At 38.2% G+C, this 26,742-nt stretch carries 31 protein-coding genes; 19 read left to right on the top strand and 12 right to left on the bottom strand.

All coding sequences use genetic code 11. The features are described from left to right. The first annotated feature begins 3 nt into the window (after positions 1–3). Genes tyrS through JG735_RS06385 form a run of 3 tightly spaced genes read left to right on the top strand, consistent with a single transcriptional unit; the run spans position 4 to position 3,664 of the window. Entirely contained in the window at positions 4–1,203 is a 1,200-nt protein-coding gene (tyrS, locus tag JG735_RS06395) for a tyrosine--tRNA ligase (protein ID WP_201334252.1), read from the top strand. Beyond that, positions 1,203–2,297, top strand: a complete 1,095-nt coding sequence (locus tag JG735_RS06390) for a nitronate monooxygenase (protein WP_305080206.1) — start codon at positions 1,203–1,205, stop codon at positions 2,295–2,297. The genes tyrS and JG735_RS06390 overlap by 1 nt, the downstream gene beginning before the upstream one ends. Positions 2,298–2,329: 32 nt before the next feature. Beyond that, positions 2,330–3,664, top strand: coding sequence for an N-acetylmuramoyl-L-alanine amidase (locus tag JG735_RS06385; protein WP_201334250.1), 1,335 nt, complete (start codon positions 2,330–2,332; stop codon positions 3,662–3,664). On the opposite strand, the gene JG735_RS06380 is transcribed toward JG735_RS06385, so the two are convergent. The 8 genes from JG735_RS06380 to aspS all read right to left on the bottom strand — a co-directional run bounded on the left by JG735_RS06380 (position 3,665) and on the right by aspS (position 8,751). Continuing rightward, the gene (locus tag JG735_RS06380; RefSeq protein ID WP_201334249.1) at positions 3,665–4,081 is read right to left on the bottom strand and encodes an Rrf2 family transcriptional regulator; all 417 of its coding nucleotides are present in this window, start codon (positions 4,079–4,081) and stop codon (positions 3,665–3,667) included. Continuing rightward, positions 4,081–4,506 carry a DUF4395 domain-containing protein gene (locus JG735_RS06375; protein WP_201334248.1) on the bottom strand — a complete coding sequence of 142 codons (426 nt, stop codon included), beginning with the start codon at positions 4,504–4,506 and terminating at the stop codon, positions 4,081–4,083. The genes JG735_RS06380 and JG735_RS06375 overlap by 1 nt, the downstream gene beginning before the upstream one ends. 94 nt (positions 4,507–4,600) lie before the next feature. After that, a complete protein-coding gene (ppa, locus tag JG735_RS06370) occupies positions 4,601–5,119 on the bottom strand; it encodes an inorganic diphosphatase (RefSeq protein ID WP_201334247.1) in 519 nt (172 codons plus the stop codon). Positions 5,120–5,169: 50 nt separating this feature from the next. Further along, positions 5,170–5,445 (bottom strand): DUF503 family protein, encoded by a 276-nt coding sequence (locus JG735_RS06365; RefSeq protein ID WP_201334246.1) that lies wholly within the window; start codon positions 5,443–5,445, stop codon positions 5,170–5,172. Beyond that, complete coding sequence (locus tag JG735_RS06360) at positions 5,436–6,185, bottom strand: molybdopterin-binding protein (RefSeq protein WP_201334245.1); 750 nt, start codon at positions 6,183–6,185, stop codon at positions 5,436–5,438. The genes JG735_RS06365 and JG735_RS06360 overlap by 10 nt, the downstream gene beginning before the upstream one ends. Then, positions 6,172–6,756, bottom strand: a complete 585-nt coding sequence (locus JG735_RS06355; RefSeq protein ID WP_012082144.1) for an adenylate kinase — start codon at positions 6,754–6,756, stop codon at positions 6,172–6,174. The genes JG735_RS06360 and JG735_RS06355 overlap by 14 nt, the downstream gene beginning before the upstream one ends. Positions 6,757–6,770: 14 nt before the next feature. Beyond that, positions 6,771–6,995, bottom strand: a complete 225-nt coding sequence (locus tag JG735_RS06350; RefSeq protein ID WP_201334244.1) for a FeoA family protein — start codon at positions 6,993–6,995, stop codon at positions 6,771–6,773. Next, a complete protein-coding gene (aspS, locus tag JG735_RS06345; RefSeq protein ID WP_201334243.1) occupies positions 6,982–8,751 on the bottom strand; it encodes an aspartate--tRNA ligase in 1,770 nt (589 codons plus the stop codon). Before aspS ends, JG735_RS06350 begins: the two co-directional genes overlap by 14 nt. Positions 8,752–8,845: 94 nt before the next feature. Here aspS and JG735_RS06340 point away from each other — a divergent pair, with 94 nt between their 5' ends. From JG735_RS06340 to mrdA, 13 genes are read left to right on the top strand one after another with little or no spacing between them, the layout of a single operon-like run. After that, positions 8,846–9,688: an NAD(+)/NADH kinase gene (locus JG735_RS06340; protein ID WP_201334242.1), complete on the top strand. Its 843-nt coding sequence runs from the start codon at positions 8,846–8,848 to the stop codon at positions 9,686–9,688. Continuing rightward, positions 9,689–11,212 (top strand): AAA family ATPase, encoded by a 1,524-nt coding sequence (locus JG735_RS06335; RefSeq protein ID WP_201334241.1) that lies wholly within the window; start codon positions 9,689–9,691, stop codon positions 11,210–11,212. It abuts the gene before it with no gap. Further along, positions 11,209–11,979, top strand: coding sequence for a TatD family hydrolase (locus tag JG735_RS06330; protein WP_201334240.1), 771 nt, complete (start codon positions 11,209–11,211; stop codon positions 11,977–11,979). The genes JG735_RS06335 and JG735_RS06330 overlap by 4 nt, the downstream gene beginning before the upstream one ends. 19 nt (positions 11,980–11,998) lie before the next feature. Continuing rightward, positions 11,999–13,210 (top strand): lytic transglycosylase domain-containing protein, encoded by a 1,212-nt coding sequence (locus JG735_RS06325; RefSeq protein ID WP_201334239.1) that lies wholly within the window; start codon positions 11,999–12,001, stop codon positions 13,208–13,210. Positions 13,211–13,232: 22 nt separating this feature from the next. After that, positions 13,233–13,976: a septal ring lytic transglycosylase RlpA family protein gene (locus JG735_RS09865; protein ID WP_370583468.1), complete on the top strand. Its 744-nt coding sequence runs from the start codon at positions 13,233–13,235 to the stop codon at positions 13,974–13,976. Further along, the gene (gene hisB / locus JG735_RS06315) at positions 13,969–14,541 is read left to right on the top strand and encodes an imidazoleglycerol-phosphate dehydratase HisB (RefSeq protein ID WP_201334237.1); all 573 of its coding nucleotides are present in this window, start codon (positions 13,969–13,971) and stop codon (positions 14,539–14,541) included. The genes JG735_RS09865 and hisB overlap by 8 nt, the downstream gene beginning before the upstream one ends. Then, positions 14,538–15,038 carry an HAD family hydrolase gene (locus tag JG735_RS06310; RefSeq protein ID WP_201334236.1) on the top strand — a complete coding sequence of 167 codons (501 nt, stop codon included), beginning with the start codon at positions 14,538–14,540 and terminating at the stop codon, positions 15,036–15,038. The genes hisB and JG735_RS06310 overlap by 4 nt, the downstream gene beginning before the upstream one ends. Further along, complete coding sequence (gene lptC / locus JG735_RS06305; RefSeq protein ID WP_201334235.1) at positions 15,039–15,539, top strand: LPS export ABC transporter periplasmic protein LptC; 501 nt, start codon at positions 15,039–15,041, stop codon at positions 15,537–15,539. Then, positions 15,536–15,994 carry a lipopolysaccharide transport periplasmic protein LptA gene (gene lptA, locus JG735_RS06300; RefSeq protein WP_201334234.1) on the top strand — a complete coding sequence of 153 codons (459 nt, stop codon included), beginning with the start codon at positions 15,536–15,538 and terminating at the stop codon, positions 15,992–15,994. Before lptC ends, lptA begins: the two co-directional genes overlap by 4 nt. Next, positions 15,991–16,599, top strand: coding sequence for a ribosome biogenesis GTP-binding protein YihA/YsxC (gene yihA / locus JG735_RS06295; RefSeq protein ID WP_201334233.1), 609 nt, complete (start codon positions 15,991–15,993; stop codon positions 16,597–16,599). Before lptA ends, yihA begins: the two co-directional genes overlap by 4 nt. Beyond that, complete coding sequence (locus tag JG735_RS06290; RefSeq protein ID WP_201335734.1) at positions 16,571–17,044, top strand: N-acetyltransferase; 474 nt, start codon at positions 16,571–16,573, stop codon at positions 17,042–17,044. The genes yihA and JG735_RS06290 overlap by 29 nt, the downstream gene beginning before the upstream one ends. Continuing rightward, complete coding sequence (locus tag JG735_RS06285; protein ID WP_201334232.1) at positions 16,990–17,460, top strand: hypothetical protein; 471 nt, start codon at positions 16,990–16,992, stop codon at positions 17,458–17,460. Before JG735_RS06290 ends, JG735_RS06285 begins: the two co-directional genes overlap by 55 nt. Next, positions 17,450–19,237 (top strand): penicillin-binding protein 2, encoded by a 1,788-nt coding sequence (gene mrdA, locus JG735_RS06280; RefSeq protein WP_201334231.1) that lies wholly within the window; start codon positions 17,450–17,452, stop codon positions 19,235–19,237. Before JG735_RS06285 ends, mrdA begins: the two co-directional genes overlap by 11 nt. Here the strand turns inward: mrdA and JG735_RS06275 are convergent. Continuing rightward, complete coding sequence (locus JG735_RS06275) at positions 19,215–20,141, bottom strand: calcium/sodium antiporter (protein ID WP_201334230.1); 927 nt, start codon at positions 20,139–20,141, stop codon at positions 19,215–19,217. The genes mrdA and JG735_RS06275 overlap by 23 nt on opposite strands. A 10-nt stretch (positions 20,142–20,151) precedes the next feature. Beyond that, entirely contained in the window at positions 20,152–20,586 is a 435-nt protein-coding gene (gene ybeY / locus JG735_RS06270) for an rRNA maturation RNase YbeY (protein WP_201334229.1), read from the bottom strand. An 80-nt stretch (positions 20,587–20,666) separates the two neighbouring features. On the opposite strand from ybeY, the gene JG735_RS06265 reads away from it, so the two are divergent. The 3 genes from JG735_RS06265 to queC are packed head-to-tail and all read left to right on the top strand — an operon-like array spanning position 20,667 to position 24,087. Further along, positions 20,667–22,667 carry a methyl-accepting chemotaxis protein gene (locus tag JG735_RS06265; protein WP_201334228.1) on the top strand — a complete coding sequence of 667 codons (2,001 nt, stop codon included), beginning with the start codon at positions 20,667–20,669 and terminating at the stop codon, positions 22,665–22,667. Further along, on the top strand, positions 22,667–23,425 hold the full coding sequence (locus JG735_RS06260) for a protein-glutamate O-methyltransferase CheR (RefSeq protein ID WP_201334227.1): 759 nt from the start codon (positions 22,667–22,669) through the stop codon (positions 23,423–23,425). The genes JG735_RS06265 and JG735_RS06260 overlap by 1 nt, the downstream gene beginning before the upstream one ends. Then, positions 23,425–24,087, top strand: coding sequence for a 7-cyano-7-deazaguanine synthase QueC (gene queC, locus JG735_RS06255; protein WP_201334226.1), 663 nt, complete (start codon positions 23,425–23,427; stop codon positions 24,085–24,087). Before JG735_RS06260 ends, queC begins: the two co-directional genes overlap by 1 nt. Here the strand turns inward: queC and JG735_RS06250 are convergent. Together JG735_RS06250 and JG735_RS06245 are read right to left on the bottom strand one after the other, a co-directional pair. Then, entirely contained in the window at positions 24,080–25,651 is a 1,572-nt protein-coding gene (locus JG735_RS06250; RefSeq protein ID WP_201334225.1) for an APC family permease, read from the bottom strand. The two genes, queC and JG735_RS06250, sit on opposite strands and share 8 nt — an antisense overlap. Continuing rightward, complete coding sequence (locus tag JG735_RS06245; protein ID WP_201334224.1) at positions 25,644–26,732, bottom strand: TRAP transporter substrate-binding protein; 1,089 nt, start codon at positions 26,730–26,732, stop codon at positions 25,644–25,646. Before JG735_RS06245 ends, JG735_RS06250 begins: the two co-directional genes overlap by 8 nt. Positions 26,733–26,742: the final 10 nt, after the last annotated feature.

The raw sequence follows: 26,742 nt of genomic DNA, 5'->3' as shown, positions 1-26,742 counted from the left end.
GGAATGTTACAAGAAGCGTTGGCTGAAATTGCACGAGGAACAGCTGAAATTATTGATCAAGAAAGAATAGAAGCTCTTTTGAAAGACTATTTTGAACATGGCAAAAACTACTATGTCAAAGCCGGGTTTGATCCGACGGCTCCGGATTTGCACTTGGGGCATACGGTACTTTTGCAAAAACTGGCTACATTTCAAAAGTATGGAGGAATCGTTCAGTTTATTATCGGTGATTTTACTGCGATGATAGGTGATCCTACGGGAAAAAGTGAAACACGAAAGAAACTGGACCGTGAAACTGTTTTAAAAAATGCGCAAAGTTATAAAGATCAAGTTTTTAAAGTGTTGGACCCCGCAAAAACAGAGGTCGTTTTCAACTCCTCTTGGCTTGATGCCTTGGGAGCAAGCGGACTGGTTGAGCTGACAACGCTCTTTAGTGTTGCGAGGATGCTTGAAAGAGATGATTTTGAAAAGCGATATAAAGCGGGTCGACCGATTGCAATTAGCGAATTTATCTATCCATTATTGCAAGGATACGACAGTGTTCACTTAAAAAGTGATATCGAAATAGGTGGAACAGATCAAAAATTCAATCTTTTGATGGGTAGACATCTGCAACGAAGTTTTGGTATAGGCAAAGAACAGGCTGTATTGATGATGCCGATACTTGAGGGACTTGATGGTGTGCAGAAGATGAGCAAATCTCTTGGAAACTATGTGGGAGTCACGGAAGAGCCCAATGAGATGTTTGCAAAGCTGATGAGCATCAGCGATGAATTGATGTGGCGGTATTATGAACTTTTGAGCAGCAAATCCCTTGAAGAGATACAAGCATTGAAAGAGGGTGTTGAAAAAGGGGAGATTCATCCAAAATTTGTCAAAGAACTTCTTGCGATGGAGATTGTAGAACGCTATCATAATGCTGAAGCCGCAAAAGCAGCGAAAGAGGAGTTCGACAGAATTCATAAGAAAAACGATATTCCTACTGATATCAAAGAGGTGGAGATGCAAGGACCTGTTTGGATAGCAAAAGCGCTTGTAGAAGCTGGATTGGAGCCTTCAACTTCACAGGCAAGGCGAGACATTCAAGCAGGTGCTGTTCGAGTGAATAAAGAGAAAGTAATGGATAAAGATTTTCATCTCCAACCGGGAGAGTATATCGTACAAGTCGGAAAAAGAAAATTTGCAAAAGTAAAGGTAGGATGATGGAGACACTTCCACCACTCAAAATTGGAAAATACACGATTCCCTATCCAATTGTACAAGGGGGTATGGGAGTAGGGATAAGCTGGGACAGGCTTGCTGGCAATGTCAGCAAAGAGGGAGGACTTGGAGTTATCAGCAGTGTTGGTACGGGATACTATGAAAACAAAAAATATATCGAAAAAGAGGTTGCCGGAAGGCCTTTAGAGACAGCAAACTTCTATTCAAAAAAAGCACTTTTTAAAATTTTTGAAAATGCGAGAAAAATTTGTGGCGACGCGCCTCTTGGTGCGAATGTTTTATATGCTATCAACGATTATGGAAGAGTTGTACGAGACTCATGTGAAGCGGGTGCAAATATCATCATAACCGGTGCAGGACTTCCGACAAATATGCCGGAATTTACAAAAGATTTTCCAGATGTAGCACTTGTTCCCATCGTATCAAGTGCAAAAGCTTTAAAAATCATCTGTAAACGTTGGAGTCAGCGATATAACAAAATCCCGGATGCCGTTGTTGTGGAAGGCCCTTTAAGCGGAGGGCATCAAGGCTTTACCTATGAGCAGTGTTTTATGGAAGAATTTCAGCTCGAAAATATCGTTCCGCAAGTGGTGGAAGAGGCCAAAAAATGGGGAGATATACCAATCATTGCAGCAGGCGGTATCTGGGACCATAATGATATCAAAAAGTTTTTAAATCTTGGAGCAAGCGGTGTACAGATAGGAACAAGATTTATTGGGACGTATGAGTGTGATGCAAGCGAGACATTTAAAAAGATTTTGATCAATGCAAAAAAAGAGGATATTTTGCTTTTAAAATCTCCTGTGGGATATCCTGCTCGTGGCATTCGAACCAATCTGATAGAGCTTGTAGAAAAACGGGAAGGGCCACCTATCAAATGTATCAGCAACTGTGTGGCTCCATGTCATAGAGGGGTGGAAGCCAAGGCCGTTGGATACTGCATTGCCGATAGGCTCAGTGATGCGTATGAAGGAAAAGCCGATACCGGCCTGTTTTTTAGTGGAGCCAACGGGTATCGAGTCAATAAGATTATCAGTGTTAAAGAGTTGATGCAAAAACTGGTTCACGGAGAGTAGTCATTCGTTTTTTTATTATCATTGTATTGGCATTGACACTGTTTGCTAAGAACGTTCAGTTAGAAAAGGCAAAATATTATTGCCAGCTTTCTTCCAAAAATGCCCAGTTAAAAGCCTATAATCTCTATAAGTCTATTTATATAAAGTCGCTAATTGACAATAATAAAAAAGAGAAGATTGAGGCTTTACAAGGATTGATAGAGTGCTCGAAGAAACTTCGTCTCAAATATGACGATTATAAACGGGAGCTCTCCTATCTCACAGGTAGCAAAATCTATAAACCCAAGTTGGCAAAAAATAAAACGACTACACAAAACAGCACCTTAACGAGCTATCGATTGAGATCTGGATATGTACAATTTTTCTTTAATCGGTCTATAGATACAAAGGATATCCATCATTTTACGCTCAAAAAAGGAAGTTTTTATAAAGATATCTACGATATCAAGGCTCGTCTTGGATTTACAAAGGTCATAAAAAAACTGCGTACTGTAAAAAAAATGAAAATAGCACAATACAAACAAAATATAGTCCGTATAGTATTTGAAAACAGCACTCCCATAAACTCACACTTTACACTTACAAATAATAGACTCGATATATATTTGAAAAAAAACGGTTCATGGAGTACTTTTAAAAAATATAGAAAAAAGGTCCAGGTAATTCCACAGGTAATAAAAAATAGCAGTTATACTATTGTGATTGATCCCGGACATGGCGGTAAAGACAGTGGTGCTATAGGCTATAAAAGGAAAAAAGAAAAAGATATTGTTTTAGCTATTGCCAAAAAAGTGTATAAGGCCTTGAAAAATGAGGGCTATAAGGTCTATCTTACAAGAAGAGGTGACTATTTTATCACTCTTCGAAATAGAACAAAATTTGCTAACAAGGTCCGGGCAAATCTTTTTATCTCCATCCATGCCAATGCGGCTCCAAAACGAAGCAAGTATTTGGCAATGCACGGTCTGGAGACATTTTATCTCTCGCCTGCAAGAAGTGCAAGAGCAAAGAGAATTGCGGCTTTGGAAAACAGAGTGGATATGCAAGGGATGAACTATTATAGTAAAAATGTCTATCTTGACTTTTTAAATCGGGAAAAAACGATACTTTCCAATAAATTGGCGATCGATATACAAAAAAATATCTTATATAATCTTCGAAAAAGATACAGAGTTAAAGATGGTGGTGTTCGTCCAGGTCCCTTTTGGGTTCTTGTGGGGGCACAGATGCCATCGATTTTGATAGAGGTAGGCTATATCACCAATCCAACCGAAGCGACGCGTTTGAGCAATCCTGTGTATCAAAAATTGATAGCCAAAGGCGTTGTAGAAGGGGTACGGAGTTATTTTCACAATATTGAGAAGTGATCAGATGCAGTAATCTATCTGTGATCTTGCTTTGAGGCTGTATTCATCAAAAATGGTAATAGGTCTTGCAAGAAAATTGTGAATGGTTTTATTGAAATCACTCCATAGTGCTTCTAATGCAGGATTTCGCGTTCTACAAATACCGGTACAGCATTCTGGCTCAACACTGTTTATGATATCTATCAATAGGATGTCTTGTGGAGGTTTTGCTAGTATATATCCTCCTTTGGCTCCTCGGATGGATTGAACGATACCGCTTTTCTTCAGATCCAACAAAATCTGCTCCAGAAAATTTTTAGGGATAGAGCCAAGTTTTGCTATCAATTCTGTCTTGAGTGGCTTGTTTTCATTGTGATGTTCATACAGGACAAAAATTGCTGCAATCGCATAGGATCCTTTTGCTGAAACGAGTGCCATCAATTACTCCATTTTTGTATTTGCTGATATACAACACAACCTACACAAAATCCAAAGAGTGTTTCAAGCATTATACATAAAAGTAAAATGGTCGCAAACATATTTGATACCACTGGAATTGAAAAACTCATTATAATACATATTGCAATAAGAAGTCCTAGTTTTAAAGCAAAATTTTTGGAAGCTCCATCTTCTATTTTTGGTTGTATTGCGAAGAGGTTTTGTATCCATCTGGCAGTAAGCAAGAAAGGAGCCAATCTTTTATCAAAAAGTCTCAAAGTCATTTCAAGCGCAACAGGAAGGAAAAAGAGAATATTGTGTGAAAATAGATACAAAAGCGTAAAAAAAATGAAAAAAAGTCCACTGATACGAAGCTGTATGACGTCGACTCTTTCTGATGAAATAGGGCAGGAATTGAAATGCATACGTCTCTCCAAATAGATATATTGCCATTATAATGAAGAGAGATAAAAAAGTCAAGTAAATAGATTGAAATTGTAGAATATGAAGAGAGGAGGCCTATTTGTAGTTTTTAATGGCCTCTTCCAATATTTTTGCTGCTTCTTCTTTTCCTTTGTACTCTTTTACTTTCACCCATTTATTTGGTTCAAGGATTTTATATGTTTCAAAAAAGTTTTTGATTTTATCAAGAGTATGTTTCGGAAGATCTTCGATTGTATTGATATTGTCATATGTCGGATCGACTTTTGATACAGGTACAGCCAGGAGTTTTTCGTCCATTCCGCTTTCATCTTCCATAACAAGAACACCAATGAGTCTACATTTTATAACACTTCCAGGAATGACAGGATAGTCGCATAACACCATGATATCGGCAGGATCGCCGTCTGCTGCAAGGGTGTTTGGAACAAAACCGTAGTTTGCCGGATAAAACATCGCACTGTACATGACTCGATCTACCCATACGGCTCCACTCTCTTTGTCCAGTTCATACTTTATGTTTGATCCGTAAGGAATCTCAATGAGTGCGTGTACTTTATCTGGAGACTCTCCATGTCCGATTTTTTCTAGATTCATATGCTCTCCTCTTGATGGTTTTGCGTATTATATTGAAAAATAGTTGTAAATTAGATTAGTTCATATTGAAGGGATATTTCTATGTCGGGGAAATTGGTTTCCAACATCTTTTCGAGATTTTCTATTTTTTCATTGGCATCTTGCGGACTGTTTGCAAAAAAGAGTAACTCTAGGTGGCCCTCTTTGGCATATTCTCCACTGATGTCGGCAACGCACATATTTTTGTTTTTAAGCTTATCTTTGATTGAATGCAGGATTTTGCGTCGACCTTTGAGAGATTGGACGAATGGAAGATCGATGGTTATAAAGACATGAACTATCTGCAATTATCTACCTTGTAGGAAAATCCTCTTTTTTCAACTTCATGGATAATGTAATCAAACCACTCCTTTGCCACTTCCTTGTCATAGGAAGCGATGGAGAGTACATCCATATATTGTCCATTTTTTATAGAAGGGAGAGAGGAGAACTCGAGTTCTTTTGGGATCTTTTTCATAATATCCAACAGATCGTTTTCACTCGCCTTGATACAGACGGTGTAACGAAATTTTTTGCTGTTTTTGGGAAAGAAAAGATCGAGTGCCTGTCGTACCATAGGATGGGCCATTTGGGGAAAACCAGGAACAAAGAAGAACCTGTTTTGAAGATAAAAACCAGGCACATTGTTGATGGGATTATCCAAAAGATTTGCTCCTATTGGAAGTTTTGCCATGTTGATACGATAAGGATAGGCATCCTCTTTAAATTGATCAATTATGCGCCTTTTAGCCTCTGGATGTTCATACAGCTTTCCATCTCCAAAAACTTTCGCTGCTACCATTCTTGTATAATCATCGGGTGTAGCTCCTATGCCACCAAAACTAAAAAGAACGCTATGAGGATCATCTTTAATAAGGCTATAGACAGACTCCATCAATGATGGATCATCTTCAATAATCATGGAGGCTTTGAGAGTGAAACCGCGTCTGAGCAGTTCCTCTCTCAAAAAAGGGAAATGTTTATCTTCTCTTCTGCCGTTGAGGATTTCTGTACCGATGATGAGGGCATAGAAATTAGGCGTTTTCATCGATTTTTTGCAGGATAAAGCTTTCCATATCTGCTACGATCTCTTCAATGGTTCGCTCACCATCTATTTTTTTCAGTAGCCCTTTTTTTTCATAGAACTCTTCTATCTGATTGAGTGGTTCAAGATAGAGTTTCATTCGGTTATTGAAGACTTCTACATTGTCATCGGCACCTCTTGCTCGACCAAGTACTCGTTCACGTGCTGTTTCTTCGCTTACAACCACTTCGATAACGGCTTCTAGTTTGATAGAAGGGTTTTCTTGAAGCATCTTGTCCAAAGCTTCCATCTGCTCGACACTTCTTGGAAAACCGTCGATGATAATAACCTCTTTATCGCTGTTTAAAATAGCGTTTTTGATAGTATCCATGACAATTTCAAGAGGCACAAGTTGGCCGTTGTCGATAAAACTTGCGATAGTCGCTCCAAGTGGTGTTCCTTTTTTAACCTCTTCTCGTAAAAGATCGCCTGTAGAGTAGTGGGCAATCAAATCACTATGCTTTTTCGCAATAATTTCAGCATCTGTCGTTTTTCCACTTCCCGGTGCACCTATAATTAAAAACAGTTTTTTCATACTATCGTCTCCTTTTAGATATATTCGACTCTGATTTTGTCTGCCTGTCCACGGCATAAAGCTATTTTTGTCCCGTTGACTTCTATTTGGATAGGCCCAAAAAAACTTTTATTTTGGACAAAAACAACGTCACCTCTTCTTAAACCCATCGATTCGAGTTTGCATTTGAACTCGTCGCAATCTTTCTCGAAACCCAAAACTCGTACCTGACTTCCCTGTCTGGCCTCACTGAGCTTCATACTTTTTCGGTTCTCTTATTCTAATATGGAGCTCTTTGAGTTGTTCTGGATCAACTTTACTTGGTGCCTGGGTCAACAGACACTGCGCTTTTTGTGTTTTTGGAAAAGCGATCACGTCACGGATATTGTCCCGTTTTGTCAGAAGCATCACGAGTCTGTCAAATCCAAGTGCAAATCCTCCGTGAGGAGGTGCCCCAAATTTGAGTGCATCGAGTAAGAAGCCAAACTTCTCTTTTGCCTCTTCATCACCAATTCCCAAAATTTCAAAAATTTTCTTTTGAATTTCAGGCTTGTGGATACGGATACTTCCCCCACCAAGCTCAACACCATTGAGTACAATATCGTATGCCTGGCTTGTCATGGCTTCATAATCTTCTGTATCGATATTTTTTGGCATAGTAAAAGGGTGGTGCAGGGCTTTTATCTTCACTTCGCCCTCTTCAATTTCAAACATCGGAAAATCGACAATCCAGACAAATTCGAATCTGTCATGATCGATGAGTCCAAGTTTTTTTGCCACTTCGTTTCTCAATCTTCCCATATAGTCAAGTACGATCTTTTTGGGGCCTGCACCGAAGAATATGAGATCGCCAGTTTCTACTGCACATCGTTCAACAAGCGCTCTTTTCTCTTCATCGCTTAAAAATTTTACGATAGGACCTTGCAACTCACCACCTTCTTTTACTTTTACCCAAGCAAGACCCTTCGCTCCAAATTTTGCCACGAAATTTGTCAATGCATCGATATCTTTTCGCGTTAATGCATCCGCTCCGCCTTTGACTGGAAGTGCTTTGATGCGGTTGAGCTTTTTGTACTGGGCGATATCTCGAAAGACTTTGAGTTCGGTGTTTTCAAAAATGTCGATAACATCGACAAGCTCAAGGCCAAATCGTAGATCGGGTTTGTCACTCCCATATTTTTCCATAGCCTCTTTGTATGGCATTCGTCGTATGGGTGTCTTTACTTCTATACCTGCAGCTTCGAAAATTGATTTGATAAGTCCTTCTGCTACTTCGATAACTTCATCTTCTGTACAGAAACTCATCTCAACATCTATTTGTGTAAATTCAGGCTGTCTATCGGCCCGGAGGTCTTCATCCCGGAAACATTTTGCAATCTGAAAGTAGCGATCAAATCCTGCAACCATCAAAAGCTGTTTGAAAAGTTGCGGTGATTGTGGCAAGGCATAAAACTCTCCAGGATAGAGTCTGCTTGGAACAAGATAGTCCCTTGCCCCTTCAGGAGTCGATTTAGTCAAGATTGGCGTTTCTACTTCCAAGAAGCCGTTTTTATCCAAAAAGTTTCTGGCCGCAATGGCGACTTTGCTTCGAAGCTCAAAGGTGTTGAAAGCCTCTTTTGTCCGAAGATCGAGATACCGGTATTTGAGCCGAATCTCTTCATTCACGGTGTTGTCGCCAATCAAAAATGGCAGTGGTTCACTCTCGTTTTCTATTACAAGCTCATCGACAATGACTTCTATTTTTCCAGTCTTTAGTTTCGGATTTTCAAGGCCTTCGCCTCTGAGGCGGACTTTTCCTTTTGCAATCAACACATATTCGTCCCGTACACGCGTGGCAACTTTGTGTGCCTCTTCACTATCTGCTGGATCACAGACAAGCTGTACAAGGCCTGTTTTGTCTCTGAGGTCAATGAAGATGACCCCACCATGGTCTCTATAACTGTTGGCCCATCCACAAAGTACTACCTCTTTCCCTACATCTTTTTCATTCAGTTCTGCGCAATAGTCGGTTCTCAACCCTTTTCCTTTGAACAATTTTGGGGCAATTATACAAAAAAACCTCTTATGTTAAAATACATATAGAAAATGTAACGAATGGAAGTGAGAAGATATGAAACTCGATTGTGTAGGAGTGGTGATAAAACCAGGCGGATCTGATCTGAAGGGTGTTTATAAAAAGATAAAAAAGATTTTCGAAAAAGAGCAGATTCGTGTGGAAATTGATAAAGCAAGTGCCCAGATTATCGGTGAAAAAGATGGACACAGTTTTGATGAGCTGTGCAAAAAGTGCGATATGCTTTTGTCTTTAGGAGGAGATGGAACGCTTATTTCAGTGGCAAGAAGGAGTTACGCATACCACAAACCCGTTCTTGGGGTCAATGTGGGTACTTTAGGGTTTTTGACAGACATCCAACCAGATCAGGTAGAGGATTTTGTCAAAAAACTCAAAAAAGGTGAATACAGAATCGATGAACGGATGATGATAGAGGTCTCGATATTGGGAAAAAGAGAGAAAATTGTCGCGTTTAATGATGTTGTTGTCACGAGGCCTGCTGTTTCAAAAATGATCTATATCGATGCGGTGAGTAACGATGTACTGCTCAATAGTTACTATGGAGATGGTTTGATCATTTCTACACCTACCGGATCGACTGCGTATAATCTCTCTGCTGGAGGGCCAGTGGTGTATCCATTTACAGAAGCGATCGTTTTCACTCCCATTTGTCCCCATTCATTGACACAAAGACCTCTTGTCTTGCCAAGTGATTTTGAGATTAAGGTGACGACAAAAAGCAAATCAGCACTTTTGGTAATAGATGGTCAAGATATGTATGAGTTTACGCCCGAAGATATCGTATTGGTTCGAAAAGCACCCATAGGAGCGAAATTGATACATAGGGTGGAGAGAAACTACTTCAATGTATTGAGAGAAAAACTGGGTTGGGGCATATAGGTGATAGAGCGTTTATATATCAAAAATTATCTTACCTTTGAAGAGGAGACGCTGGAGTTTTCTCAAGGCTTGATGGTTTTTACGGGTCCCAGTGGGGCAGGAAAAAGTCTTATAATCAATGCCTTGCTTTCTCTTTTTGGGCTTGCTCCTTTGGAAGCAAAAGTTGCAGAAGCAGTTTTGGATACGGAGATAGAGAGTGAAGCTTTGGATATCGATCCGGATGAGAATATCGTAATACGGGGAATAAAAAAGGAGAAGATCCGTTTTTTTCTCAATGATCAAACAATATCGAAAAAGAGCCTGCAGCAAATTTTCCAAGATTATATAGCCTATCTCAATCCGAAAGATTCCAATTTTTTCTCAAGTGCGCATGTCTTGCAGATGATAGATGATTATGTTCAAGAACCAAACTTTTTGTCATTGAAGCAAACGCTTGCTCAGCAGGTAAAAGAGCTCTTTGATTTGAAAACGGAGCTTTCATTGATTGAAGAGAATGAGAAAAAGCGTGAAGAACTCAAGGAGTTTTTGGAGTTCGAGATACAAAAAATAGATTCTATCGCTCCAGAACCTGGCGAGTATGAACGTTTGATGGAGATTAAAAAAGAGCTTTCTAAAAAAGAGAAAATTACGGAAGCCATTCAAAAGGCGCAACTCATTTTTGAATATGAAGGATATGTGAACGAGGCTTTGGAGCTGTTAGATGAAGAGAGCCAACTGTTTGATGAAGTGATGAATTGGCTCAAAGAGACTTTTGCGACAGCTTTAGATCATCTCGAAGAGTTGGACGAGCTTGATATCGAGTCGATTTTGGAGCGTATTGAGGCGCTTTCCTCACTGAAACGGCGATATGGAAGTATCGAAGAGGCATTGAATGTCCGCCAAGAAAAGCAAAAAGAGCTTGAAAAGATAATGAACCTGGAGTTTGAAAAAGAGCATCTTCACAAAGAAATAGCACAATTGGAACAATCGTGCAAGCAACTGGCTCAAAAAATTTCGAAGATGAGAAAAGATGCGGCAATAAGATTTACAAAAAAGATCAATGAATATCTCAAACCTCTAAAGCTCTCTAATGTTTCTATTCGATTTTTTGAACAAGAGATCGATAAAACGGGTATCGACAAAGTCGAGGTCGCTCTTGAATCTGTGCCTTTTGAAAAAATAAGTTCAGGAGAGTATAACAGGCTCAGGCTTGCTTTTATGGCGGCTTGGAGCGATGTGAAATCCAAAAGCGGTGTTTTGGTTTTAGATGAGATCGATGCCAATGTAAGTGGCGAGGAGTCTATGGCCGTAGCAAAAATTTTAAAAAAACTTTCCAAAGATTATCAGATTTTTGCTATCAGTCACCAAGCCCAATTGGCAAGTCTGGCCGATAGGCACTTTTTAGTGACAAAAAGTGACAAAAGCAGCGTGAAAGAACTCAATGAAAATGAACGTATCCGTGAGATAGCAAGAATCATCAGTGGAGAAAAGATAACGCCTGAAGCGATAGAGTTTGCCAAAAAGATGCGAAAGGAGAGTCGTTGATTATCGAGACGCATACACATCTGGACCATCAGATGTTCCAAGAAGATGTGGATGAAGTTATACAAAGAGCGAAAGAAGTAGGAGTGAAACGTTTCATCATTCCAGGAGCCGATCCCAAAGATTTACCAAGAGCAGTAGAACTTGCTCAAAAATATGATGAGGTCTTTTTTGCAGTCGGTGTTCATCCATATGATATTGACTATTTTGATGAATCTTTGTTTGCAACCTATGCGACACATGAAAAGTGTGTTGCGATTGGTGAGTGTGGGCTTGATTACTACCGACTTCCAAAGGAGAATGAAGACAAAGAACGTATCAAAAAACAGCAAAAAGAGATTTTTATCCGGCAAATAGAGATAGCAAACGAACTCGATCTTCCTTTGATTGTCCATATCCGTGAAGCGAGCAATGATGCAAAAGAGATTTTGGAACAAAAAAGCGGTCCTCGAGGAGGCGTGCTTCACTGCTATAATGCAAGTCCGATTTTGTTAGAACTCAGCGATCGATTCTATTATGGAATCGGTGGTGTTGTGACATTCAAAAATGCAAAAAAATTGGTGCAAATCCTGCCAGATATTCCTCGAAACAGAATCGTCTTAGAAACAGATGCTCCCTATCTGACGCCGGAACCGTATCGAGGAAAGAGAAACGAACCTGCCTATCTGCGATTTGTTGTACAGAAGATGGCGCAGATTTTAGATGTGTTGCCGCAAGAGATAGAAGAGAGGACTACACAAAATGCAAAAAAACTCTTTCATATAGTATAATAGCGCTAAAAGGAGAAGAATGCGTTTTGTTTTCACACTTTTTTTCATACTGAGTATCAGTTTCGCCTCTTTGAATTTCAACAAAAATACAGCTATTTACAGTCATGTACTGCAAAGTCTCGATATTCCTCAACACTTTATCTATACAAAAAATTTTCATGCAATCCAACAGGAGTTCAAACGGTATCGAAATTCCCATTTTTTTGATGTTTCCAGAGTAGAAACCTACTTTGTGCCGGACCTTATCAAAATTATCAATGCACAAAACATTCCCGATGTATTTTTATTTATGGCTCTGGCAGAATCGGGTTTTGCCATTCATGCAAAATCGAGAAAGAAAGCGATAGGGTTATGGCAGTTTATGCCGGCAACAGCTAAAAAATTTGGACTCAGAGTCGATGAGTTTGTTGATGAGAGAAAAGATCCTTACAAATCAACGAATGCGGCCATCAAATATCTCAAACATCTCCATACGATATTTGGAAAATGGTATCTTGCCGCATTGGCATACAATTGTGGCGAAGGTCGGGTTTTAAGAGCGATAAAAAGAGCCGGGACGGATGATATTGTAACCTTGATCGATCCGAAAAAGCGCTATCTTCCAAAAGAGAGTAGGCGTTATATCTACAAAATAGTCATGTTGGCATTGATGGCAAACGATGCGAGATATCAGCTCAATGCTGATTTGGCCTATATTTTGCTTCGAGGTGAAGAGTATGATGTGATTCCCGTACAAGTAAAAGGTGCAGAACTTCTTGGATATATCAGCGACTCCATACGACTCAATTACAACTATCTTAAAGAGCTCAACCCCCATCTTAAAAGAGCTTTTACTCCACCCGATGTTCAAAAATACACCATTTACATTCCACGAATGAAATATAACGATTTTAAGCGCTATTATAAACCGTCCAATTTCACAGAGGGATTTTTGACCCATCGGGTGAAAAAAGGGGAATCGCTCTATAAAATTGCAAGAACATATGGGGTGAAAGTATCGATGTTGAAGCGTTTTAACAATTTAAAACGAAGTATTATCCGAATTGGACAAAAGCTGATAGTGCCGATTCCTAAGAAAATTGTCAAAAAAAGAGTATACAGAGTCAAAAAGGGTGATACATTGAGTTTCATTGCAAAAAAGTTTGGTGTGACCGCACATAAAATAAAGCAGTGGAATAAAAAAAGAGATAGCAGACTTCGCATAGGAGAGACACTTGTCATTTATAATTAAATACCTTTTTTTCTTCATTTTTATGCTTTTGTTTGCAGGGTGCGGTGAGAGTGTTTCCAATCTGTCCTATACAACCTATCATACCAGTTACGGTAAAATCAATAATTCTCCTTCTGTGCATCGGGCGACAATGCGTCCCTATGTCGTTAATGGTGTGCGGTACTATCCCACTGTCGTAGAAGTTGGGACAAAATATCGAGGGATTGCAAGTTGGTATGGTCCAAATTTTCATGGGAAAAAAACAAGTAATGGTGAAACCTATAACATGTATGAGTATACAGCAGCCCATAAGACACTTCCTATGAATACGATGGTACGAGTGACAAATCTCAATAACGGGAAAAGCACAGTGGTACGCATCAACGATAGAGGTCCATTTGTCGGCAATAGAATCATTGATCTTTCTTACAGTGCGGCGAAAAAAATAGACATGATCAAAACCGGTACGGCTCCGGTAGAACTGGAGGTCCTTGGATTTGGCGGGAAAGTGGAAAATTTGCCAGGTATCCCGAAAAGAAAGGTTGTTTTAAACAATTTTGCAGTGCAGATCGGATCGTTTAGACGATATCAAGGTGCAAAAATCACACGGGATCGCAATATATTGGTACAAGGAAGATACAAAGCGGTGATCAAAAAATTTTATGTGGATGGCTTACCACTCTATCGGGTATGGCTTACAGGATTTCGTAGTGAAAAAGAGGCACGAGATTTCATTGCACAAGGGTTGTATCCAGGTGCATTCATCATAAGGAATGGAAATGATTAAAATACAGAGGCAGACAAAAGAGACAGATATTGTCGTTGAATTGGAAGTGAACGGAACAGGTATAGCAAATATTGAAACTGGTATTGGCTTTTTCGATCACATGCTCGAATCCTTTGCAAAACATGCACGTTTTGACATTAATCTTGTCTGCAAAGGGGATATTCATGTCGATTTCCACCACAGCGTGGAAGATGTTGGGATTGTTCTTGGACAGGCCTTCCACCAGTCTGTTTTTCCTATCCAGAACAAAGAGCGTTTTGGTGATGCGGTGATTGTCATGGATGAGAGTGCGGTAGAGTGTGCAATAGACCTTTCCAATAGGCCTTTTTTGGTCTATGAGGTTGATATTGATGGAACAATTGGCCGGTTTGATGCAGAACTTATTGAAGAGTTTTTCCGAGCTTTTGTCTTTAATGCTAGGATAACTGCCCATATCGTCCAAAAAAGAGGCAAAAACAGGCACCATCTTGCCGAAGCTTCTTTCAAAGCATTAGCTGTTGCTCTTAGACGTGCACTTGCAGAAGACAAAAGAGCGGGTATGCCGAGTACGAAGGGCGTTTTATGATTGAGCTTTTGGTGCTCGATGTAGACGGATGCATGACAGATGGCTCGATCACCTATACAAATGCATTGGATGAAGCTAAAAGCTTTAACGTCAAAGACGGTTTTGCGATCGTTCAATGGCTGAGACTTGGGAAAAAAGTTGCAATTATTACAGGAAGAACATCAAAAATAGTAGAGTATAGGGCGAAAGAACTTGGTATACCGTATCTCTATCAACGAGTACAGCGTAAAGAAGAGAAGCTTTTTGAATTGTGTCAAAAACTTTCTATTCCACTTGAGAATGTTGCTGCAATAGGAGATGATCTGAATGATTATAGATTGTTGAAACTAACAGGGCTTTCTTTCGCACCTGTAGATGCAATCGATTTTATTAAAGAAAATGTAGATGTGGTCCTGTCAAAAGGCGGTGGAAAAGGTGCTGTGCGTGAAATGATCGAATATCTGCTTCAACAGGAGGGACTGTATGAGGAGTATCTCTCTTTTTGGATAGGAGAGTGATTGCGATACTTTTTGTTTCTAGGCTTCATCGTTGGTTATCTTTTTATATGGTTCATTTTTTTTAAACCTTTTACCTATGAGGTGCGACCAAGCACACAGGAAAGTGTGGTTTTTTATGACTTTTTGTATCGCTCTTTTGCAACAGATGGAAGCTCATTTGTTTTATATGGTAAAAAAGGTATCAAAAGACCAAAAGAGATAGAGGTGTTACAACCGGTAGCACATCGCAATGGGGAAAAGATAACGGCTCTTAAAGGTATATTTCACCAAGACACAAACAGTATCGATCTTTTTGAAAAAATCGTTTATCAGGGAAAAGAGTATACTTTGAAAAGTTCAAAAGCCCATTATGATATACAAAAAGAGATTTTGAACGTTGATGCACCGTTTGTGATAGTGTCACAAAAATATACGATTTTTGGAAAAGAACTTAAAGTTAATAAAAAACTTGGTAGAATTTGGTCAAAGAAAGTAAAAGCGATTATAAAGAGTGAAGAATGAAAAAGATCTTATTAGTACTGTCTGTTTCTCTTATCCTGTTTGCTCAAGAGATAGAGATTACTTCACAGAAATTTGAAGCAAGTGAAAACGAACTGATATCGAAATTTCTCGGGAATGTACAGGTCAAAAGAGGAAAAAATCGACTGTGGGCTGAAAAGCTTTTTGTCTATTTTAATAAACAGAAAAAACCTATAAAATTTGTCGCTATCGATAATGTACGTTTTGATCTTTTTGATCAAAAGAATAAAGAGTATAAAGGGAAATGTAAAAAACTGGTTTATTATCCAAATAAAAAGGTATATCAATTTTTTGACAATGTCCATGTAGTTACCTATCCGGATAAAAAAGAGGTGTATGGAGACAAAATTTATCTCGATCTCATTGCATCAAAAGTCAATGTAGCAGGAACAAAAAAGAGACCTGTGAAGATGATCCTGAATATTGAGGAAAAATGATTCGTCCCGTTGCTTCCAAGTTTGTAACTTCTGCGCCGACAATCAAGCAGGCCCCACCTGCCAGTATGAGTGAAGTGGCGTTTCTTGGAAGAAGCAATGTAGGGAAAAGTTCTTTACTGAATGCTTTGACTGATAGAAAAAATCTTGCAAAAAGTTCTGCTACACCGGGAAAAACAAAATTAATTAACTTTTTTGATGTTGAATACAAAATAGATGAGCAACGGTTTCCTCTTCGGTTTGTGGATCTGCCAGGTTACGGTTATGCGAAAGCCAGTAAAAGTTTAAAGAATGAGTGGCAAAAACATCTGACGCAGTTTCTGGCCAATAGAGATGCTATTCGAGTATTTGTTCATCTGATTGATGCGAGACATCCATCAATGAGTATAGATGATCAAACTAGAGCGTTTTTGCAAAGCATCAAAAAAAAAGATCAAATTGTTATTGAAGTTTTTACAAAAGCGGATAAATTGAAGCAAAAAGAGTTGGCGGCGTTAAAAAAGCGATATCCCGACGCACTTTTGATTTCTAATGTGACAAAAAAAGGGATAGAAGAGCTAAAACGCAAAATTTTGGAGCATATATTTGGAAAAGATTCACTACTGTAAACCGACGCTTTTAGATATTGACGATATGCAAAAGCTGGTGGAACCATATGTAAAAGAGGGGATTATTCTTCCAAGAAGCGATGATGAGATAGCTACAAATATTCGTTCATATACTGTTGCAAAGACCGACAAGAATATCATAGGATATGTGGCTTTGCATATTCATAGTAAAACATTGGCTGAAATCAGAAGTTTAGTGGTTTCAAGAGTGTATCAAGGAAAAGGTATTGGAAAAGCACTGGTTGAAAAGGCGATCAAAGAAGGCAAATTTCTAAAAGTCAAAAAGATACTTTCACTTACGTACAATAAAGAGTTTTTTCAAAAAATAGGTTTTTATGAAATTAACAAAGAGGATGTTCCCGAACACAAAATATGGCAAGATTGTATAAAATGCAAACATTTTCCTATATGCAACGAAGTGGCAATGATGATCGATCTTGGTTGATACATCTTGTTGTTTCTTTCTTTCTTCTCTTTTTATATGAGCCCTTTACCACCATTTACGTCTATCTTCCACCTTTTTTAGCATTGGCGTTTTGGAAAATATACAGCAGTGATACAAATTTGGAGCGGTGGCTATGGGCTATCTATATCTATATTTTTGAGATAGATCATAATTTGCCTGTTTTAAGTCTGTTTGGAATATTTTTTATAATCTATCTTTTCGTCCGTTTTTTTGCAAAATTTATTTTATGCCAAATTTGTCAAAAAGTGTTGGCAACGACCTTATTGTATGGATCTATTTTTCTTATGCTTCGTGTTATGCATACGCCATTACATATGGATGGCACAATATTTCCAAATCTCATCGTTTACTACTATTTTGTAGATTTGATTTTGGTGGTTTTATATGAGGATTAAAATCGTTCTTTTTCTCTTCTTCTCAATTATCGCTTTACTACTTGTGCGTGTCTATTATCTTGCTATTAAATCAAACAGCTATTATGAGACGTTGGCGAAACAGAATATGATCAAAACGGAATGGACATTACCAGTTCGTGGAGAAATTTATGACCGTAACGGTATTCCTCTTGCTATCAATAAAATCGGTTTTAAAATTCTTCTCGATCCCCATCTTGATAAAGCATCAAGAACAAAATTGATGCAAACTATTGCCCATTTTTTTCCTGATAAAGATCCAATAAAGATGGAAAAACGATACAAACGATACAATTCTGCATACAATCATGATCCCATCACCGTCGTTCCTTTTATCGAGTATCAAAGAATGCTCCCTTTTTTTACGAAACTCTCCTTTTATGAACATATTTTGATCAAACCCTCTTTTCAACGATACTATCCACTAAAAAGCGTGGCATCTCACATTATCGGATATGTCTCAAGAACCAATACAAAGGAGGCAAAAAAAGATCGTGTTGCAAAAATGACCGGCATTATCGGCAAAAGTGGTATCGAGCGATACTATAACGACTATCTTGAGGGAGAACTTGGATATAAAAAGCTTAAAGTAACAGCATTTAATGAAGAGATAGGCGTTTTGGAAGAAAAAAAGCCTGTGCAAAACAGAAATCTCTACCTCAGTATTGATGTTCGCTTACAAAAAGATATCCAAAAGATATTTCATGACAAAGCCGGTGCAGTGGTTGTAATGAAAACCGATGGAGAGATTTTAGCAGCGGGGAGCTATCCAGAGTACGATCTTAATCTTTTTGTCAATGGTATCAGTAGAAAAGCGTGGCGTGATTTGATAACAGATTTCAATCATCCGTTCACAAATAAATTGGTGAATGGTTTGTATCCTCCTGGTTCAACAATCAAAATGGGCGTAGCCCTTTCGTTTTTGGATACAGGAAAAATTTCTCCTTATACGCCCTTTTATTGTAGTGGTGCTATTGAACTTGGCAAAAGACAGTTTCGATGCTGGAAGTTGACCGGACATGGGGAAGTGCGTCTTATCGATGCTATTAGAGAAAGTTGTGATGTCTATTTTTATGAAGGAAGTTTGAGAGTTGGTATCAATAAGATAGCAAAAGATTTGAGAAAAATGGGCTTTTCAAAAAAGACAGGAATCGATTTGCCCAATGAATTTATCGGAGTCATACCTGACAAAGATTGGAAAAAGAGAAAATATCATCTGCCTTGGTATACGGGAGAGACCGTTGTCTCTGCAATAGGTCAGGGGTATGATCTTGTAACCCCTATGCAGATTGCCCGGTATACCGCTTTGCTGGCAACTTCCAAACTTCCCAAACCCTATCTTGGGAAAAGGTTTCAAGATCATATTGTAAAACCACAATATGAAGATGTGCTGACAAAAAGGCAAAAGAGGCTTTTGCCATATGTGCAAAGAGGAATGTATGAGGTGTGCAATGCACCACACGGGACGGCATTTCACGCACTGAAAACCAGGGTGGTTGTTGCAGGTAAAACTGGTACGGCTCAGATCGTTTCCATTCCTCAAGATGAAAAGAAACGCATGAAAGAGGAAGAGCTTAAATATTTTTCAAGGTCTCATGCCTGGTTGACAACATATGCACCATATAAAGATCCGAAAATCGTTGTGACGGTGCTTGTAGAACATGGCGGACACGGAGGATCCGCTGCAGGTCCAATTGTTTCAAAAATTTATGATAAGTTGATTGAGCTTGGATATCTCAAGGCAGATGGGCGACGATAAATACCCCCAATGTGGCCAAAAGAACTATACCAGCGGATTTGTTGTAGAGTTTCGAAGCTGTGATAAAGATGAGCATAACAGATGCGATGATGGCAGTAAGGATATCAAAAGCATAGGTATGGATGTCGATATGAAGTGGATTGACTAGGGCAGCGCTTCCAAGAACGACACTGAAGTTTGCCACATTTGATCCGATAATATTTCCAATGCTCATATCGGCTTTATCGTTCATTGCTGCTACGATACTTACAACAAGTTCGGGCAGACTCGTTCCAAAGGCGATTAAAAACAGCCCTATAAGCCACTCAGAAACTCCTAATGATCTTGCGATACGGCTTGCACTTCCGACTGCAAAGTCTGCGCCATATACGACCATAACAAAGCCAACAAAAAGGAGAATCAGCGTAGGAATCCAGGCAAATTTTTCTTTGACGATGTCTTCATCTATCTCTTCTGCTACCAAAGAGGGCTCTTGGGATAGAAAAAGCAGATACCCTCCCATGAGTACAAGAAAAAAGAGCCCTTCAACAAAGGAGATTGTCCCATCAAAAGAGACCATTAGGAACATAAAAAGTGGAAAAAGTGCCCATGCGCTATCTTTTTGAAAAATATCACGTTTTGGAACCACTTTTTTTGCAAAAAGGAAAACGATGCCCAATACGAGAGTGATATTGATGATGACACTTCCTATAACGTTGGATATGGCAAGATCGCTTTTATGGTTGTAGCTGGCTGCTATACTAGCAGCCATTTCGGGTAGACTCGTGCCTAAAGCAACGAGCGTAGCTCCGATGACGAATTCGGAAATATCAAAATGTAGGGCAATCTTTTCAGACTCTTTGATAATAAAATCGGCTCCTTTGATCAAGGCAGCCATAGAAATAATGAAGATAATATAATCCAAACAAACTCCTTCATTCCTGTGTTCGAATAATCAAACTTTTTGGAAGATTATACTCAATGATGAGTTCTTCTTCCATTGCACGCATCTCTCCATTGTCGGTTTCATGATCATAGCCCAGTAGATGGAGCAGCCCGTGGATATATAAAAGCGTGAATTCATCTTTTGCAGAATGCCCCAATTCTTGCGCCGTTTGTAAAACTTTGTCGGCATTTATGACAATGGATCCAAGGGGAGCATGAGGTGTTTCTTGCATCGGAAAACTAAGAACATCAGTAGTTTTGTCAATATTTCTATATGTTTTATTGAATATCTGCATTTTTTTATTATCTACTATGATCAACTCTATATTTCTATCTGTAAACCTAGCTGTAATTGTTTCTAAAAGATTTTGATCAAAATCGTGAAAATCTGTTTCGTTTATAAATTCGATTAGAGGCTTTTGCATTGTATATTTTCCCTTAATATGTGATTAATCGTTGATATTATAAAATAGATTAGATAACAAAAAGATTTAAGGAGCTTTTGGTGACAACATTTTTGAACAAATTAACAATAAAGACGAAAATTTTGATTCTTATTTTTATTTCGGTATTTGCACTTGCAATTATATCTGGAAATATGGTGCTTAAAGATTATAGAGTATATAAGGAAGATCAGATTTTATCTCATGATGTAATTTTGGCGATTCATATCAGTAATCTTGTCCATGAGTTGCAAAAAGAGCGAGGTATGACAGCTGGTTACTTGGGTTCAGGTGGAAAAAAATTTGTCGATATGCTACCAAAACAGAGGCGTTTGACAGATGAAAAAAAGAGTGTTTTACTTCAAAATATTGCAAAATTGCGGCAAGAAATTGAAAAACAAAAAATTTTAAAAAAAAGGTTGGATGAAGCATTAAATTTTTTGAAAAACTTATCAGAAATTCGTTCACAAGTGGATCATATGCAGATTGTTCCAAAAAAAGCAATAGGGTACTATACTGCACTCAATGGAAAACTGCTTGATACCATAGCACTTTTAGCTAGCATCTCAACAGATGCAAAGATTGCTAAAAAACTTATTTCCTATGTAAGTTTTTTATATGCAAAAGAGCGAATGGGAATAGAGAGAGCCGTTCTTTCGGCTGTTTTTGCAAAAAATTATTTTCAAAAAGGTATGTATGAGAAATTCTTGAAACTTTTAAGTGAACAACAATCTTTTCTGAAAATTTTTGAAGTGACTGCTGAACCAAAACTTGTGAGAGAGCTTAGAGAGATAATGAATAGTTCAAGTATCAAAGAAGTTTCAAGAATGGAACAGGTGGCAGTCAAAAAAACAAATGAAGGCAATTTTAATATAGAACCAACATATTGGTTTACGACAATTACGAAGAAAATCAATCTTATGAAAAAGTTTGAAACGATTATGCAAAAAAGTTTAATCAAAGATATTCAAACTTTACAAAATAAAGCTAAAACTGAGATGATTGAATCTTCTTTATTTGCTTTGACAATAATAATTTTTGAACTTCTATTTGGATTTTTTATTAGCCGAAATATCATCAGAGAAATAAATACTATTTCTGATACATTACGAGAAATTGCAAAAACCAAAGATTTGACTAAAGAGATCAATATTAAAGTTGAAGATGAAATTGGAACGATTGTTGATAGTGTGAATGAACTCTTACGATCTACAAAAGTGGCGATAGAACATGCAAAAAATGCAACACAAGAAAATGCTTCTATTGCCGCAGAGCTCAATTCCACAGTCTTGGAAATCGGAAAGCGGGCAGAAGATGAAGCACAGATAGTAGCAAATACAACTGAACAGGCAAGTAGTGTTCAAGTTCCATTGACAGAGTCTGTGCAAAATCTTGAAAATGCCCAAGAAGAGTTGCAAATAGCTAATAAAAAACTTGATCAAACAAAAAAGAGTATCGATAATCTTTTACATACATTGAAAAATAATGCAGAAAACGAAAAGAGAGTTGTAGAGGAGCTTAGAGCACTTGTACAAGCAACGGATGAGACAAAAGAAGCTTTGAATCTGATTGAAGACATTGCCAATCAGACCAATCTGTTAGCACTCAATGCAGCTATAGAGGCGGCAAGGGCCGGTGAACAGGGAAAAGGTTTTGCTGTCGTTGCTGATGAAGTCAGAAATTTAGCAGAAAAATCACGAAAATATGTTGAAGAAATCCATGGGACAATCGGAAATTTGATTCACGCAATCAATGTAATAACTGAAAAAATTTCTAAAAATGTTGATGATATTAATACATTAGCGCAAAACTCTGAAGAAGTTGAAAATAACGTAGAAGATGTTACTGATGCTATGAAAATTGGAGTTGAAAAGTCTACAGAGTCTTCAGAAAAAATCAAATCCATTGTACAAAATATAGAAGATATCATTGAAGAAATTAAAAAAATCAATACAATATCATCATCAAATGCAAGAAGTGTAGAAGAGATTGCAACTGCAACGGAACATCTGTATAAACAGATTGAAGATTTGACAGAAATTTTAGGTGAATTTAAGACCTAATGGAGTGTTATGAAAAGATAAAAGACTACTTTTATCAAACTACAGGAATCATTTTTGATTCCAAAGAAGATATTGTACAGAAAAAAATTGAAAAATTTTTTCGTACTTATGGATATCAAGAATGTGAGAAGTTTCAACGAGACGTACGACAAAACGTACATCTTTTGCAACAGTTGATTGATTTTTTAACAGTCTCTTTAAGTTTTTTTTACCGTGAAATAGAACATTTTGAATTTATTGCCCAAAATATAACCCCAAATAGCAACACAATATTATCAATCCCTTGTGCAACTGGAGAAGAACCATATTCACTGACAATCTATCTTTTGGAGCATGGAATTGATAATTTTTTCATCGATGCAGTAGATATAAGTACACAAGCTATCATGGAAGCGAAAAAAGGATGTTATCCCGAGATAAAGTTTCGTTATATGCCAAAGAACTTAATAGAAAAATATTTTACTAAGAATGACAACAAATATTGTATAAAAGAACAGATAAAAGAGTATACGCATTTTTTCTCAAAGAATATTTTTCATATGAATGGCTACAGTAAACGGTATGATTTTATATTGTGTAGAAATCTTTTTATCTATTTCGATCAAAAGAAAAAACTGGAAGCTCTGCACATATTAGAGAAAATGCTCAAGAGAGGGGGATATCTTATTATAGGGAAAACGGATTATATAGATGGTAATATTGCATCTATGAAAAAAATAGAATATAAACATTTAAAAATTTTTCAAAAAGAGGAGTAATGAAAGCGGTTGTAATACTGAGTGGAGGAATGGATAGCAGCGTTACGGCATATATGGCAAAAAAAGATGGATATGATGTAATAGCTGTACATTTCAACTATGGACAAAGGACAGAGCAAAAAGAGTTGGAGGCCTTTCGTGCTATTGCAGCTGGGCTTAATGCCAAAACATATGAGATAGATCTCCCCTTTTTTGAACAGATTGGAGCGTCTGCTTTAATCGATACCAGTATCGCTATTCCTAAAGAGGGGATTCAACCAGGTATACCAGTGACTTATGTTCCTTTTAGAAATGGCATTTTTTTAAGTATTGCTGCAGCCATCGCAGAAAAAGAGGGTGCCAATGCTCTTTATATAGGTGTTGTAGAAGAGGATAGCAGCGGTTATCCTGATTGTCGTGAGGATTTTATCAAAAAAATGGAGTCAGCTATCAATGCGGGTACAAGGCCACAGACCAATATACGGATAAAAACTCCTCTTATTCATATGAAAAAAGAGGATATCGTACAACTTGGTCTCTCTCTCGGTGTTCCTCTTGAAAAGACATGGAGCTGCTACGAAAGCGAAGAGAAGGCTTGTGGAGAGTGTGACAGCTGTCGACTTCGGCTCAAAGGGTTTGAAAAAGCGGGTGCAAAAGATAAAATCCCTTATAAGACTACATAATTTTTTGTGCATTTTTTGGGATTTTCTCATTATTGTTTTGTATACGAAGTGTGACAAATTGTTCGCTGTCGTGTTTAATCTCGTTATTGAGCCTTGTATAAAACTCTTTTTGTATCGCATTATGGTCGGCATTGCTTACAAAGAGTAGATTGATTTTGGAGATACTTTCAGGAAGTTTGTATATATGTAAATCCTGATATTTGTGTTTCATTTGCTTAAAAATTGGCAAAAGATAGTTCATATGTGACTGCAAAAATGTGACTCTTTTTTTTAGTTTTGGATCGATAAATGTTTGTAGGCGCACTTTTGTCAATGATCTATAGATGAGTTCAAAAAGGAAGGTGGCTATCAATACGAGGAAAGAGGATTTGAGATTTTCTGGATTATGCTGATAGTTGTATCCAATCAGAACAAAAATGGAAGTTATACTCAAAACAAATCCTATAAAACTTATCCAACGGTTTGAATGCGTTTCTCGGTGTAGTTTGAAATTGACAAAATTGACAGATGCAAAAATGATCAAAAATCCAAGGCTCCCGGCTATAGATATGTTTTCAAGATTGAAAAAGGTGGCAAAAATGATGGAAAGTAGAGCCAATATGAGTAGTCCTTCGCTACCATTTTTCCACACTTTTTTTGTAATCCCTTTAGGTAATCCCCCTGTTTTAGCGATAAGATAGCTCACCCTCGCTCCACCGTAGAGTGTCGCATTGATAGCTGAGGATGTTGAGAGAAGCGCTGCGATACCAATAAGAATGAAACCAAAATCTCCCAAAAAAGGTTTTGCAGCGACTGCAAGGGCAAAATCGCTATATTTTTGCACCTCTTCATACGTCAGATTTGCAACCGCTACAGTAGCTACAAGTACGTAGATAAAGATAGTAGTAATAACTGAAGCGTAGTAGGCTTTTGGCAGATTTTTTTCAGGCTCTTCGATATCGGCGGCAGTATTTGCAATGAGCTCGAATCCTTCGTAAGCCAAAAAAATGATCAATCCACCGGTTAAAATCTTAAAAAAACTCTCATAGTGATCTGGGGAGAGTTTGGAAAAATCGCCACTAAAAAATCCGAAAATACTGAAAAGAAGCAAAATGGCGACTTTCAAAAAAACCATCAAATCTTCTGTTTTGCCACTAACGTATGCGCCAAGGAAATTTAAAAATGTAAAGAAAACGATAACGAAAATAATAAATATTTTCTTATAAATTGCAATTTCGTGACCAAAAAATAGCGCATTGGCATAACTGCCAAAAGCATAGGAGTAAAGAGCCAACATGATAATGTAGCTTGCAAGGAGCAAAGTATTGAGATAAGCGCTAAAAAGAGAGTTGCCAAATCCCTGAACGAGAAACTCGACCGTACCCCCTTCACTTGGGAATTTGACGGAAAGTTTTGCATAGGAGTATGAAGTGATGAGGGCGATGATACCGGCAAATAGAAAGGAGATGGGTGCAGCGCCTTTTGCCAAAAGTATTGTAAGCCCAAGAACGGCGAATATTCCCCCGCCGATCATACCTCCTACGCCAATGGAGTAGGCTTCCCAAAAACCGATCTTTTTATCCATCTCTCATTTCCAGATACCGTTTGAGTCCCAAACTTGTCCACGCTCTATTTTGCATCCAGTATGGCTCTATATCTGCCCATACCTTTTTGAAATCTTCACTTTTTTGAGACTGCTCATGTATCACCTCCATCAAGGCTTTTTTAGCAGACTCCACAATCTCAGAAGGCCAGGATCTCAGTTCTACGCCAAGAGATTTGAGTTTTGTAAGAGCTTTAGCGTTTTCATGCTGAAACCTGTAGACCATTTTGGCATTGAGTTCTTGTGAAAGCGAATCGATAAGCTGTTGGATATCCTTTGGTAAAGAGTCCCAAAATTTTTTATTGAATGTGAGCTCAAGAACACTTCCAGGCTCATGAAAACCGCTATAGTAATATTTTGCAACTTTGTAAAACCCCATCTTTATATCGAGTGCTGGACCCACCCATTCCGTGGCGTCGATTGTACCACGATCGAGGGCGGTGAAGATTTCACCAGCTGGTAATAAAATAGGGTTGATACCAAGTTTTGCCATCACCTCTCCACCAAGTCCGGGAATACGCATTTTAAGACCTTTGAGGTCTTTTAAAGAGGTAATCTCTTTTCGAAACCATCCCCCCATCTGTACATCGGTATTGCCGCCAATAAGAGGGTAGAGATTATATCTTGCATAAAGTTTTCTCCACAGATGTAAACCGTTTCCATAATTCATCCACGCATTCATCTCTGTGGAGGTAAAACCGAAAGGAAAACCGCCAAACAGGCTGAATGCGCTGTTTTTTCCCTTCCAGTAGTAGGGGCCTGAATGGAACGCTTCGATCTGTCCGGCACTGCATGCATCAAATACCTGTAAAGCAGGGACTAAAAGATTTTTGGCAAAGACTTTAATCTGGACTTCACCATCACTGGCCTGTTCAACTCTTTTTGCAAACTCCTCTACGCCTTCTCCCATAATGGGAAAATGTGCAGGCCAGCTTGTAGCAAGCTTTATTTTTATCTTTCTTTTTTTCGATATGGAAAAATTTTTTACCTCTTCACGTTTGCATCCGCTCATCATTGCAGCAGTTGTCACTGCTCCAGTGAGTAGGAATGTTCTTCTTTTCATATGTATCCTT

Source organism: Nitratiruptor sp. YY08-10 (genome assembly GCF_016629565.1).
Classification (GTDB): Bacteria; Campylobacterota; Campylobacteria; order Campylobacterales; family Nitratiruptoraceae; genus Nitratiruptor.
This window is presented reverse-complemented; position numbering and strand designations above follow the sequence as displayed.

Bases quoted from the DNA above. Each gene is read 5' to 3' on its own strand.
- tyrS (WP_201334252.1), top strand. From the start codon at position 4: ATGTTACAAGAAGCGTTGGCTGAAATTGCACGAGGAACAGCTGAAATT.
- JG735_RS06390 (WP_305080206.1), top strand. From the start codon at position 1,203: ATGGAGACACTTCCACCACTCAAAATTGGAAAATACACGATTCCCTAT.
- JG735_RS06380 (WP_201334249.1), bottom strand. From the start codon at position 4,081: ATGGCACTCGTTTCAGCAAAAGGATCCTATGCGATTGCAGCAATTTTT.
- JG735_RS06375 (WP_201334248.1), bottom strand. From the start codon at position 4,506: ATGCATTTCAATTCCTGCCCTATTTCATCAGAAAGAGTCGACGTCATA.
- ppa (WP_201334247.1), bottom strand. From the start codon at position 5,119: ATGAATCTAGAAAAAATCGGACATGGAGAGTCTCCAGATAAAGTACAC.
- JG735_RS06360 (WP_201334245.1), bottom strand. From the start codon at position 6,185: ATGAAAACGCCTAATTTCTATGCCCTCATCATCGGTACAGAAATCCTC.
- JG735_RS06355 (WP_012082144.1), bottom strand. From the start codon at position 6,756: ATGAAAAAACTGTTTTTAATTATAGGTGCACCGGGAAGTGGAAAAACG.
- JG735_RS06350 (WP_201334244.1), bottom strand. From the start codon at position 6,995: ATGAAGCTCAGTGAGGCCAGACAGGGAAGTCAGGTACGAGTTTTGGGT.
- JG735_RS06340 (WP_201334242.1), top strand. From the start codon at position 8,846: ATGAAACTCGATTGTGTAGGAGTGGTGATAAAACCAGGCGGATCTGAT.
- JG735_RS06325 (WP_201334239.1), top strand. From the start codon at position 11,999: ATGCGTTTTGTTTTCACACTTTTTTTCATACTGAGTATCAGTTTCGCC.
- JG735_RS09865 (WP_370583468.1), top strand. From the start codon at position 13,233: ATGCTTTTGTTTGCAGGGTGCGGTGAGAGTGTTTCCAATCTGTCCTAT.
- hisB (WP_201334237.1), top strand. From the start codon at position 13,969: ATGATTAAAATACAGAGGCAGACAAAAGAGACAGATATTGTCGTTGAA.
- JG735_RS06310 (WP_201334236.1), top strand. From the start codon at position 14,538: ATGATTGAGCTTTTGGTGCTCGATGTAGACGGATGCATGACAGATGGC.
- lptA (WP_201334234.1), top strand. From the start codon at position 15,536: ATGAAAAAGATCTTATTAGTACTGTCTGTTTCTCTTATCCTGTTTGCT.
- yihA (WP_201334233.1), top strand. From the start codon at position 15,991: ATGATTCGTCCCGTTGCTTCCAAGTTTGTAACTTCTGCGCCGACAATC.
- JG735_RS06285 (WP_201334232.1), top strand. From the start codon at position 16,990: ATGCAAACATTTTCCTATATGCAACGAAGTGGCAATGATGATCGATCT.
- mrdA (WP_201334231.1), top strand. From the start codon at position 17,450: ATGAGGATTAAAATCGTTCTTTTTCTCTTCTTCTCAATTATCGCTTTA.
- ybeY (WP_201334229.1), bottom strand. From the start codon at position 20,586: ATGCAAAAGCCTCTAATCGAATTTATAAACGAAACAGATTTTCACGAT.
- JG735_RS06260 (WP_201334227.1), top strand. From the start codon at position 22,667: ATGGAGTGTTATGAAAAGATAAAAGACTACTTTTATCAAACTACAGGA.
- queC (WP_201334226.1), top strand. From the start codon at position 23,425: ATGAAAGCGGTTGTAATACTGAGTGGAGGAATGGATAGCAGCGTTACG.
- JG735_RS06250 (WP_201334225.1), bottom strand. From the start codon at position 25,651: ATGGATAAAAAGATCGGTTTTTGGGAAGCCTACTCCATTGGCGTAGGA.
- JG735_RS06245 (WP_201334224.1), bottom strand. From the start codon at position 26,732: ATGAAAAGAAGAACATTCCTACTCACTGGAGCAGTGACAACTGCTGCA.